The sequence below is a fragment of the Pedococcus sp. genome (genome assembly GCF_036554925.1).
GTDB lineage: Bacteria > Actinomycetota > Actinomycetes > Actinomycetales > Dermatophilaceae > Pedococcus_A.
Genome location: NZ_DATBMI010000196.1, coordinates 1 through 10,638, shown reverse-complemented (window position 1 = coordinate 10,638; position 10,638 = coordinate 1). Strand labels below are relative to the sequence as shown.

The 10,638-nt window shown below is 71.8% G+C and carries 11 protein-coding genes; 10 read left to right on the top strand and 1 reads right to left on the bottom strand.

Annotation, left to right across the window (positions count from 1 at the left end; genetic code table 11):
* The first annotated feature begins 201 nt into the window (after positions 1-201).
* The 8 genes from VIB11_RS15345 to VIB11_RS15310 all read left to right on the top strand — a co-directional run bounded on the left by VIB11_RS15345 (position 202) and on the right by VIB11_RS15310 (position 7,526).
* Positions 202-1,050: an SDR family oxidoreductase gene (locus VIB11_RS15345; RefSeq protein ID WP_332032282.1), complete on the top strand. Its 849-nt coding sequence runs from the start codon at positions 202-204 to the stop codon at positions 1,048-1,050.
* A 139-nt stretch (positions 1,051-1,189) separates the two neighbouring features.
* On the top strand, positions 1,190-1,585 hold the full coding sequence (locus VIB11_RS15340) for a RidA family protein (protein WP_332032281.1): 396 nt from the start codon (positions 1,190-1,192) through the stop codon (positions 1,583-1,585).
* Between the two features lie 185 nt (positions 1,586-1,770).
* Positions 1,771-2,949 (top strand): ABC transporter substrate-binding protein, encoded by a 1,179-nt coding sequence (locus VIB11_RS15335; RefSeq protein ID WP_332032279.1) that lies wholly within the window; start codon positions 1,771-1,773, stop codon positions 2,947-2,949.
* 56 nt (positions 2,950-3,005) lie between these two features.
* Positions 3,006-3,884 carry a branched-chain amino acid ABC transporter permease gene (locus VIB11_RS15330; RefSeq protein ID WP_332032277.1) on the top strand — a complete coding sequence of 293 codons (879 nt, stop codon included), beginning with the start codon at positions 3,006-3,008 and terminating at the stop codon, positions 3,882-3,884.
* A complete protein-coding gene (locus tag VIB11_RS15325; RefSeq protein WP_332032275.1) occupies positions 3,881-4,843 on the top strand; it encodes a branched-chain amino acid ABC transporter permease in 963 nt (320 codons plus the stop codon). The genes VIB11_RS15330 and VIB11_RS15325 overlap by 4 nt, the downstream gene beginning before the upstream one ends.
* Complete coding sequence (locus VIB11_RS15320; protein WP_332032273.1) at positions 4,840-5,628, top strand: ABC transporter ATP-binding protein; 789 nt, start codon at positions 4,840-4,842, stop codon at positions 5,626-5,628. The genes VIB11_RS15325 and VIB11_RS15320 overlap by 4 nt, the downstream gene beginning before the upstream one ends.
* Positions 5,625-6,332, top strand: a complete 708-nt coding sequence (locus VIB11_RS15315; RefSeq protein ID WP_332032271.1) for an ABC transporter ATP-binding protein — start codon at positions 5,625-5,627, stop codon at positions 6,330-6,332. Before VIB11_RS15320 ends, VIB11_RS15315 begins: the two co-directional genes overlap by 4 nt.
* Before the next feature lie 156 nt (positions 6,333-6,488).
* Positions 6,489-7,526, top strand: a complete 1,038-nt coding sequence (locus tag VIB11_RS15310; RefSeq protein WP_332032269.1) for a hypothetical protein — start codon at positions 6,489-6,491, stop codon at positions 7,524-7,526.
* A gap of 34 nt (positions 7,527-7,560) precedes the next feature.
* Here the strand turns inward: VIB11_RS15310 and VIB11_RS15305 are convergent, their stop codons facing one another.
* The gene (locus VIB11_RS15305; protein WP_332032267.1) at positions 7,561-8,415 is read right to left on the bottom strand and encodes a PaaX family transcriptional regulator C-terminal domain-containing protein; all 855 of its coding nucleotides are present in this window, start codon (positions 8,413-8,415) and stop codon (positions 7,561-7,563) included.
* Positions 8,416-8,562: 147 nt separating this feature from the next.
* Here VIB11_RS15305 and VIB11_RS15300 point away from each other — a divergent pair, with 147 nt between their 5' ends.
* Positions 8,563-10,224, top strand: coding sequence for an AMP-binding protein (locus VIB11_RS15300; RefSeq protein ID WP_332032265.1), 1,662 nt, complete (start codon positions 8,563-8,565; stop codon positions 10,222-10,224).
* Positions 10,221-10,637 carry an acyl-CoA thioesterase gene (locus tag VIB11_RS15295; protein WP_332032263.1) on the top strand — a complete coding sequence of 139 codons (417 nt, stop codon included), beginning with the start codon at positions 10,221-10,223 and terminating at the stop codon, positions 10,635-10,637. The genes VIB11_RS15300 and VIB11_RS15295 overlap by 4 nt, the downstream gene beginning before the upstream one ends.
* Position 10,638 lies beyond the last annotated feature (1 nt).

The following is a 10,638-nucleotide window of genomic DNA, read 5'->3' as shown; positions in this document are numbered from 1 at the left end:
CTCGGCGGGGTCGAGGCCTGGATGCCGCGCGACCAGCTCGGCGATGGGCAGCGCCGCGAGGTCGTCGGTGCGGATGTGCGACAGCCCGCCGCGGTTGCGGCCGAACGGGGTGCGGACGGCATCGATGACGTAGGCGTCTCGTAGCTGGCTCCTAGGTCGCAATCTTGACGGTCGTAACGCAAGAATGGCAAGGTCGCCGGCGTGAGCGCGACCGAGGACACGACCGGCAGCACGGCGGGCAGCACGGCGGGCAGCACGGCGGGCAGCCCGGCGGGCAGCATGGCGGCCAGCGCGGGGAGCCTGCCGGTGGCCCTGGTCACCGGCGCCGGTCGCGGCATCGGACGCGCAGTGGCGGTGGCGCTCAGTCAGGCAGGACACCGGGTGGCGCTCACCTCCCGCAGCCGGGACGAGCTCGAGGCGACGGCCGCCGCCTGCCCGGGCCCCACGATGGTGCACCCCTGCGACCTCACCGAGGGCTCCGCGATCGACGACCTGTATGCCGCGATCGAGGCGGAGTGGGGACCGGTCGAGGTGCTGGTCGCCAACGCCGGCGCCGGCGTCTCGGCGCCGGTGGCCAAGACGACCGACGAGCAGTGGCAGCGCATGCTCGACCTCAACCTCACGGCGCCGTTCCGCTGCCTGCGCCGGGCGGTTCCCTCGATGGTCGAGCGCGGCAGGGGGCGGGTCGTCGTGCTCGCCTCGGTCGCCTCGAAGGTGGGCGAGCCCTACATCTCCGCCTACACCGCCAGCAAGCACGGCGTCCTCGGCCTGGTTCGCTCCGCGGCCGCCGAGCTCGCCCGCACGGGCGTCACCGTCAACGCGGTCTGTCCCGGCTACGTCGACACCCCGATGACGGACGCGACCGTCGAGGGCATCGTCGCCAGGACCGGCCGCAGCACCGAGGAGGCGCGGGCGATCCTCGAGGCCAAGCAGCCGATCGGCCGGCTCATCACGCCGGAGGAGGTCGCCGAGGCGGTGATGGCATGCGTGCGCAACGGCGGCATCACCGGCCAGGGCATCAACGTCGACGGCGGCGCCTTGCAGTCCTGAGCAGCCAGTCCTGAACAGCCAACTCCTGCACAGCCCTGCAGTCCCTCAGTCCTGGGCGGAGCGCGGGGGTCGCCCGCGACGCGGGCCACACGGCATACCGTCGGCCACAGACGGCCACCCACCAACGAGAGGACCCACGATGGCCCTGCAGCGCGTCAACCCGCCGGAGCTCGGTCGCCCCAGTGGCTTCAGCCACGCGGTCGTCGGCGAGGGACGCACCGTCTTCCTCGCCGGGCAGACCGCGCTCGACGCCTCAGGCGCGATCGTGGGTGACGGCGTCGTCGAGCAGTTCGAGCAGGCGCTCGGCAACCTCCTCGCAGCCCTGCGCGCGGCCGGCGGCGCACCGGAGCACCTCGCCAGCCTGACCGTCTACATCGTCGACATGGACGACTACCGCGCCCACGCCGCCGACATCGGCCGGGTGTGGAAGCGCCTGGTGGGTCGCGACTATCCCGCGATGGCGGGCATCGGCGTCTCGCGGCTGTGGGACGTCGAGGCACTCGTCGAGGTGCAGGGCTTCGCCGTCCTCCCCTGACCCGAACGACCGCGGACGACTCCTCGCCCACCCAGCCAAAGGGTCGTCAGCGAGTGCCATGACGCACGCGGGCACCGCCAACCGTTGGCATTTCGTTGTGTCGTTCTCTAGACGAACGACACAGAAGCGCCATATGGTCAGGGGCCATTGAGCGGCCGATGGCCGCACCCAAGGGAGGGATGGCCATGACGCCGCGACGCACCACTCGACTCACGCTCGCTCTCGCTCTCGGCTCCACGCTCGGCGTCGCCGCGTGCGGGGGTGGCACGCTCGGCTCCACGCCGGAGGAGGCCACCGGCCCGGTGAAGATCGGGCTGCTGGTGCCGCAGTCCGGCGTCTACAAGTCGCTCGGCGACGACATGAAGGCCGGCTTCGAGGTCTACCTCAAGGAGAAGGGCAACAAGCTCGGCGGCAAGGAGGTACAGGTCGTCACGGCCGACGAGGGCGAGACCGCCGACTCGGGCAAGGCCGCCGCCGACAAGCTCGTCAAGCAGGACAAGGCCACCGTCGTCACCGGCGTCGTCAGCTCGGCGACCATGAACGGCATCGTCGACCTCTTCGAGACCTCGCAGATCCCGCTCGTCGGCTCCAACGCCTCGCCCACCACCCTGACCGGCAAGAAGTACGTGTGGCGCACCTCCTACGTCAACGACGAGCCCGGCAAGGCCCTCGGCGCCTACGTCGCCAAGCAGGAGAAGGGCCCGGTCTACCTGCTCGCCGCCGACTACCAGGCCGGCAAGGACGAGACGGGCGGCTTCAAGGAGACCTTCGAGCCCGCCGGTGGCAAGGTCGCCGACGAGGTCTACACGCCGTTCCCGGGCACCAAGAACTTCCAGCCGTTCATGGCCAACCTGCAGAAGTCCGGCGCGACGTCGGTCTTCACCTTCTACGCCGGCGGCGCAGCGGTCGACTTCGTCAAGCAGTACGACCAGTTCGGCCTCGCCGGCAAGGTCACCCACTACTCGGCCGGCTTCCTCACCGAGGGCGGCGTGCTGACCGCCCAGGGCAAGGCAGCCCTTGGCACGAAGACCGCGATGAACTACTCGGCCGACCTCGACAACCCCGTGAACCAGAAGTTCGTCGCTGCCTACCAGTCGGCCACCGGCAAGATGCCCACGACCTACGCGATGGCCTCCTACGACGCGGCCCGAGTCATCGACATGGCCATCGAGAAGGCCGGCAAGACCGACTCGAAGTCCATCAACGACGCGATCGGCCAGCTCGGCGACATCGAGAGCCCGCGCGGCACCTGGTCGTTCAACGACAACGGCACCCCGAAGCAGATGTGGTACCTGCGCGAGGTCAAGGAGCAGGACGGCAAGCTCGCCAACGTCGTCATCGAGGAGCTCGGCGAGCTCGGCTGAGGCCGGCTGCCCGCTCGCACGCGACCCCACGGAATCGACAGACAAGGGCTGGACCTGTGCTCGACTGGTTCGACACCAACCTCGTCAGCATGGTCGACGGAGTGGCCTACGGCCTGCTGCTGTTCACGCTCGCGGTGGGCCTCTCCCTCGTCTTCGGGATGATGGACGTCCTCAACCTCGCCCACGGCTCGCTCTACCTCGTGGGCGCCTTCGCGGCCTACGCGCTCTCCGACGGCAGCTGGCTGGGCTTCGCGCTCGCCATCGCCGTCGGGGTCGTCGCCGGCGTGCTGGGTGGCGGCCTGCTCGCGGCGATGACGGCTCCGCTGTCGACCAGAGGGCACCTCGACCAGGCCGCGCTCACCCTCGGCGTCTCGCTCATCGCCGCCGAGGTCATGGTGATGCTCTTCGGTGCCGAGGTCGTGCCCACCCAGCCGCCGGACGCCCTCGCCGGGTCGGCGTCGATCCTCGGCCACCGCTACCCCGTCTACCGGCTCGTCTTCATCGCCGTGGCCGGGCTGCTGGCGACGGCGGTCTACCTCGCGTTCGAGCGCTCGTCGCTCGGGGCGCTGGTGCGGGCCACGGTCGCCGACCGCGACATGGTGCGGGCGATGGGCGTCGACACCCGGCTCGTGCTGTTCGGCGTCTTCGCCTTCGGAGCCGCCCTCGCCGCCCTCGGAGGCACCTTGGGCGCACCGATCCTCGCGCCGGGTCCGGGCGTCGACGAGAACGTGCTCGTCCTCTCGCTCGTCGTCATCGTCATCGGCGGGCTCGGGTCGGTGAAGGGGGCACTGCTCGGGGCCCTCGTCATCGGCCAGGTGCAGACCCTCGGGGTGGCGCTGCTGCCGACCTACGCACCGTTCCTGCTCTTCGGCGCCATGCTCGTCGTGCTCGCCTGGCGCCCGCAGGGCCTCGTCTCCCTGGTGGGCCGGTCATGAGGGCACAGAGGGCGCAGATCGGCTACGCCGCAGCGCTGCTCGCGCTCCTCGCCGTGCCGTGGGTGATGGGGCCGTATGCCGTGGCCACCGTCTCGAAGATCCTCGTCTTCGCGGTGCTCGCCATGAGCGTCAACCTCCTGACGGGAGTCACCGGCCTGCCGACCCTCGGCCAGTCCGCCTACTTCGGCGTGGGTGCGTATGCCGGTGCTTTGACGGCGATCCACCTCACCGACCTCGGACCGGTCCAGGTCGTCGTGGCCGTGCTGGCCGGCGCGGCCGCGGCCCTGCTGACCGGTCCCGTGGCCGTGCGCGCCCGTGGTGTGCCGTTCCTCATGATCACCCTCGCCATCGGCGAGATCGCCTACAGCGCGGCCGGCCGGCTCGACTCGGTGACGCGCGGCACCGACGGCCTGTCCGGCATACCGCCCGTCGTCGCGGCGCCGGGACTGGCGCCGACGGTGAACGAGGGCCTGGTCTTCTACTACGTGCTCGCGGTGTTCCTGCTGATCTACGGAGCGATCGCGCTCCTGCTGCGCTCGCCCTTCGGGCTCACGCTGCGCGGTCTGCGCGACAACGAGGCCCGCCTCAAGGCGGTCGGCTACCACTCGACCGGTCACGCCTTGACGGCCTACGTCATCGCGGGCGCCGTCGCGGGGGCGGCGGGTTCGCTCTGGGCCTCGGCGCAGCGGTTCGTCGCACCGGGCGACCTCGGCTTCGAGGTGGCTGCCCTGGCGCTGCTGGCGGTCATCGTCGGCGGGGTCGGTTCGATGTGGGGCGCCTGCCTCGGTGCCGCCATCGTGATCATCGCGCGCGACTACATCGGCGGGAACCTCGACGGCCACGGGCCGCTGCTGCTCGGCGCGCTCTTCGTCATCGCGGTCTACCTGCTGCCGCGCGGCATCTCCGGGGGGCTGCGCCAGTGGCGGCGACCGGCTCGTGGGCAGGAGGCCTCGGCATGAGCGACAGCACAGCGGCGGCACTCGAGCTCGACGGGCTCACGAAGCACTACGGCAGCCTCCGCGCGGTCGAGGACGTGAGCCTGTCGGTGCAGCCGGGCACCCGGCACGCGGTGATCGGCCCGAACGGCGCCGGCAAGTCGACGCTCTTCGCCCTCATCGCCGGCAGCCTGCCGGCGACATCGGGCCGGGTGGTCCTGCACGGCGACGACGTGACCTCGATGTCCGAGCACCGACGGGCAACCAACGGGCTCGTGCGCACCTTCCAGCACTCCTCGCTCTTCCTGAAGTGCACCGCCCTCGAGAACGTCGCCATGGCCGTGCAGCGACAGCAGGGGTCGCACTGGTCGATGCTGCGGCCGCTGCGACGCCGGTCGGCGGTGCTCGACCGGTCGCACGAGCTGCTCGCGTCCATCGGGCTCGACGACCGCAGCGACGCTCCGGCCGGATCGCTCTCGCACGGCGAGCGCCGCCAGCTGGAGGTGGCCGTCGCGCTCGGCACGGAGCCCTCGGTGCTGCTGCTCGACGAGCCCGCGGCGGGCATGTCGGCGGCGGAGACGGCCCGGTTCAAGCAGCTGGTGCTCGACCTGCCGCGAGACATCACGGTGATGCTCGTCGAGCACGACCTCGACCTCGTCTTCGGCCTGGCCGAGGCGGTCACCGTCCTGCACCTCGGGCAACACCTCCTCACCGGATCGCCCGCCGAGGTGAGGGCGAGCGAGGAGGTCCAGCGGGCCTACCTCGGCGCCGAGGACACCAGCGACTTGTTCCCCCAGGAGGCACGATGACGGCGATGCTGGAGGTCCGCGGCCTGCAGTCCGGCTACGACGGCAGCACGGTGCTCGCCGGGGTCGACCTCGACGTCGCCCACGGGCAGGTGGTCGCGCTGCTCGGCCGCAACGGGGTCGGCAAGTCCACCCTGGTCAACACGGTGATGGGGCTCGTGCGGCCGACCCGCGGGTCGGTGGTCATCGACGGGCAGGAGATGGCGGGCAAGCGGCCCGACGCGATCGCCCGTCTCGGCGTCGGCTTCGTGCCACAGGGCCGCCGGGTCTTCGCCCCGCTCACCGTCGCCGAGCACCTCGCGGTGGCCGAGAAGGCCGGCCGCAAGGGCGACTGGGACCGCACAAGGGTCCTCGACCTGCTCCCCCGGCTCGGGGAGCGGCTGGGCAACCGCGGCGACCAGCTCTCGGGCGGCGAGCAGCAGATGCTGGCCATCGCCCGCGCGCTGCTCATCAACCCGCGGCTGATGCTCCTCGACGAGCCCTCTGACGGCCTCGCCCCGGCGGTCGTGCACCAGGTGGGCGAGGTGGTGCACGAGCTCTGCGCGACGGGGATGTCGGTGCTGATCGTCGAGCAGGACCTGCGCCTCGCCTTCTCCGTGGCCGACCGGGTCGTCGTGCTCGAGAAGGGCTCGGTGCGGCTCGACACGACCCTCGAGGACTTCCGCTCCGACCCGGGGCGGGCCCGAAGCCTCCTCGGCGTCGCCTGACTCACCCTTCTCGCGGTTCGGGGTATTCCCGCGCGAAACAGCACGCGGCAATACCCCGAACCAGCCATGCACAGGGGCGGCCTCGCCTCCCCGTCGTCCACAGGCGTATGCCGCCCGCTCGCGTTGTCGTCGGCGCTCTCCCGACGATCGGATGCCATGCGCCGGCCCTCGAGCACTCCCACCCCTGCCCAGCAGACGCGCACCACCCCAGAACGGCGCAGCACCCAGCCGTCCCGTCACACGAACCGGCCCGGCGCCGCGCGTCGCGCTCGCCGCATCGCCATCGACGCCGCCGCAGAGGAGCACGGCGGCGTCCTCTCCCGCGACCTGCTCCGCGGGCTCCGCGCCGACCGCCACGTCATCGGCCACGCCGTCTCCTCTGGCCGATGGCGCCTGCTGGGCGACCAGACGGTGGCGATCCACTCCGGCCCGCTGTCGAACCTCGGCGACCGGTGGCGCGCCGTCTGGGAGACCGGGCTGCGCATCGCTGCCCTCGACGGGGTGACCGCATTGCAGCAGGCGGGGCTGACCGGGTTCACGACCGACCTGGTCCAGGTGTCGATCCCGCATGGCAGCGATCCGGGTCCGATCGAGGGCGTTGACCTGCACCGGGTGATCCGCAGGGTTCCCCGGGAAGTCGTGCCGACCGGCATACCTCGCACCCGTCCAGCCGTCGCCGCCATTCGCGCGGCCCACTGGGCGGTGAGCGACCGGCAGGCCGCCCTGCTCCTGGCCATGCCGGTGCAGCAGCGCATCGTCACGCCCTCCCAGCTCAGGGAGGCAGCCTTCGCCGTCAGGGGCAGGACGCGACGGGCCTTCATCAAGCAGGTCGTCGCCGACATCGCCGATGGGGCGCACTCCCTGGGCGAGCTCGACTTCGCTCAGCTGTGTCGCGCCCGCGGACTGCCGGAGCCGAGCCGCCAGGTCGTCAGGCGAGGGCCCCGGGGGCGGGTCTACCTGGACGCGGGGTGGGAGGACGTCGGCCTCGCGGTCGAGATCGACGGCGCAGGGCACCGGGTCGGTCTCGCCGTCACGGACGACCTCCTGCGCCAGAACGCCGTCACCATCGGCGGCGAGCTGGTGTTGAGGATGAACCTGCTGGGCCTGCGCATCGAGGGTGACGCGTTCATGGACCAGGTGTGCCGCGCCCATCGCGACCGCTCCCGCCGTTCGGGGTATTCGCGCGGGCTGTAACGCTCGGGAATACCCCGAACCGGCGGCAGGGAGGTCAGGAGGCGCGGACGGCCTCGACGTGACGGTGCGCGGGGGCCTCGAGGCGGCGCTGCAGCGCGAAGAAGAGGTCGGCTGCCGTCGCGCCCGACCACTTCCGCGGCAGCAGCTCGGGCGCCAGGCCCGGGTCGAGGTAGGGCAGCCGACGCCAGGCGGTGAGCACCCGCACGTAGTCGGCGAACGCCTCGCCCTCGTCGTCGCGGTTCCGCCGCGCCTTCCACCCGGCCAGCACCGGCTCGAACACGTCGAGGAACTCCCGGTAGAGCGCGTCGAGGCTGTCGAGGTCCCACCACTTGGCCACCTCGTCCTCGACACCGCCGAAACCGAGGTAGTCGGCGCGGAACAGGTCGACGTAGTCGGCGAGGCCCTGCCGCTCCAGCACGTCGCGCGTCTCGGCTTCGAGGTGCCCGGGGGCCACCCACACGCCCGGGCCGACGGTGCCGAACCCGAGCCAGGTCAGCCGCGAGCGCAGCATGTGGCGCTTCTGCCGCTCCGACTCCGGGACGCTGAAGACCGCCAGCACCCAGCCCTCACGCAGGCTGGCGCGGGTCCGGTCGAAGATGCGCCGGTCGCCCTCGTCGAGGATCTCGCGCGCCCGTGACGACAGCGAGTAACCCGCCCTGCCGTCCACCCGCTCCGCCTCGAGGAGGCCCCGGCGCTTGAGCCGCGAGATCGACGACCGCACGGCCGGCTCGTCGACGCCGAGGCGGTCGAGCAGCCGGATGAGGGCGCTGATGCTCAGCCAGCCGCCCATCTCACGGGCGTAGAGGCCGTAGATCGTCACGATGAGCGCTCGCGGACGCGTCTCGGACGGCGCCGTGGTCAGGTCCTCGGCGAGGTCGGTGTCGGGCACGGCAGGACACTACCCGGCCACAGCCAGACGGGGAGGCGTGCGAGCGATTTATGCAGCACTCTTGACTGTCGTAACTGATGGAACATACTTGGGCACCGGAGGAAGCGCCGACGACGACGTCGCGCGCTCGACAGTGAGAGGCCCTGGATGCGACTCAGCCCGTCCGCCCACGTCGACACGTTCTGCCGCGACAACCTGCCGCCCCGGGAGCAGTGGCCGGTGCTGCGCTTCGACCTGCCGGAGGTGCAGTACCCCGAGCGCCTGAACTGCGCCGTCGAGCTGCTCGACGCCATGGTCGAGCGCCTCGGCCCCGACCGCCCCTGCCTCCTCGCCCCGGACGGGACGCGCTGGACCTACGGCGAACTGCTCGAGCGGGCCAACCGCATCGCCCACGTCCTCGTCGACGACCTCGGCCTGGTGCCCGGCAACCGCGTGCTGCTGCGCGGCCCCAACAACCCGGGGCTGGTCGCCTGCTGGTTCGGAGTGCTCAAGGCCGGCGGCGTGGTCGTCCCCACCATGCCGATGCTCCGGGCCGGTGAGCTCTCCACCATCGGCTCGATCGGGCAGTTCCAGCTCGCCCTGTGCGACAGCCGGTTCACCGACGACCTCGAGGCAGCCCACATCCCCGACCTGCGCACCGTGACCTACGGCGCCACCGGCGACAGCGGCGAGCTCGACACCCTCGCTGCCGCCAAGCCGGGCGACTTCACCAACGTCGACACCGCCGCCGACGACGTCTCCATGCTCGCCTTCACCTCCGGCACCACCGGCCGCCCGAAGGCGACCATGCACTTCCACCGTGACGTGCTCGCCAACGCCGACACCTTCTCCCACCACGTGCTGCGGCCCGAGGCCGACGACGTCTTCACCGGCACCCCGCCCATCGCGTTCACCTTCGGCCTCGGCGGGCTGGTGGTCTTCCCGATGCGGGTCGGCGCGGCCACCCTGCTGGTCGAGCGCGCCACCCCCGACCAGCTCGCCGAGCTGATCGAGCAACACGGCGTGACGGTCTGCTTCACCGCGCCCACGGCATACAAGGCCATGGTGGCGAGCGGCAACGCGAGCCGGCTGGCCTCCCTGCGCCGCGCCGTCTCGGCCGGGGAGCACCTGCCCCGCGCGACCTGGGAGGCGTTCCGCGAGGCCACCGGCGTCCGGCTCATCGACGGCATCGGCGCTACCGAGATGCTGCACATCTTCATCTCCGCCGCCGACGACGACATCCGCCCCGGCGCCACCGGCAAGCCCGTGCCCGGCTACGTCGCCAAGGTCGACGACCTCGACGGCAACGAGGTGCCCGACGGCGAGCCCGGTCGCCTGGCCGTGCAGGGACCGACGGGCTGCCGCTACCTGGCTGACGACCGCCAGCTCGTCTACGTCCAGGACGGCTGGAACGTCACCGGCGACACCTTCGTCCGCGACGAGGACGGCTACTTCTGGTACCAGGCGCGCAGCGACGACATGATCATCTCCTCCGGCTACAACATCTCGGCGCCGGAGGTCGAGGAGGCGCTGATGGCGCGCGCCGACGTCATGGAGTGTGCGGTCGTCGCCTCCCCCGACGAGGCGCGCGGGCACGTCGTCAAGGCCTTCGTCGTGCCGGCAGGCGGGCTGGAGTCACTCCCCGACGAGGCGTCGCGCACCGCCCGCGCCACGGAGCTGCAGGACCACGTGAAGTCGGTGATCGCGCCCTACAAGTACCCGCGCGTCATCGAGTTCGTCGACACCCTGCCGCGCACCTCCTCGGGCAAGCTCCAGCGGTTCAGGCTGCGCCAGCTCGAGCACCAGAAGGCCGGCGAGCCGGCACGGTGACCCAGCCCGCGACGCAGCCCTCGATCCGGGTCGAGCGAACGGTGGAGTGGCCGGACACCGACGCCGCCGGTCACTACCACCACTCCAGCGTCATCCGCTGGGTCGAGGCTGCCGAGTCGGAGCTGCACCTCGCCCTCGGCCTGCCCGAGCTGTTCGGCCACGTGCCGCGGGTGCACTACGAGGTCGACTACCTCGAGCGCCTGTGGTTCCGCGACCAGGTGGTGGTGGAGCTGCGCATCGCGCAGGTCGGGCGCACGTCGCTGACCTACGACTTCGAGGTATGCCGCGGCGAGACGCCCGCTGCCCGCGGGCGCCTCGTGTGCGTGCGCTCCGAGCCTGCAGGCGAGGGCGCCCAGCCCTGGCCGGACGACGTGGCGGCGATCCTGCGCGGCGAGGAACCCCCGCGCACCTGAG

What these genes read in the sequence shown, in the direction of transcription:
- VIB11_RS15310 (WP_332032269.1), top strand. Translation starts at nt 6,489, where the DNA reads ATGCGCCGGCCCTCGAGCACTCCCACCCCTGCCCAGCAGACGCGCACC.
- VIB11_RS15320 (WP_332032273.1), top strand. Translation starts at nt 4,840, where the DNA reads ATGAGCGACAGCACAGCGGCGGCACTCGAGCTCGACGGGCTCACGAAG.
- VIB11_RS15315 (WP_332032271.1), top strand. Translation starts at nt 5,625, where the DNA reads ATGACGGCGATGCTGGAGGTCCGCGGCCTGCAGTCCGGCTACGACGGC.
- VIB11_RS15300 (WP_332032265.1), top strand. Translation starts at nt 8,563, where the DNA reads ATGCGACTCAGCCCGTCCGCCCACGTCGACACGTTCTGCCGCGACAAC.
- VIB11_RS15340 (WP_332032281.1), top strand. Translation starts at nt 1,190, where the DNA reads ATGGCCCTGCAGCGCGTCAACCCGCCGGAGCTCGGTCGCCCCAGTGGC.
- VIB11_RS15325 (WP_332032275.1), top strand. Translation starts at nt 3,881, where the DNA reads ATGAGGGCACAGAGGGCGCAGATCGGCTACGCCGCAGCGCTGCTCGCG.
- VIB11_RS15335 (WP_332032279.1), top strand. Translation starts at nt 1,771, where the DNA reads ATGACGCCGCGACGCACCACTCGACTCACGCTCGCTCTCGCTCTCGGC.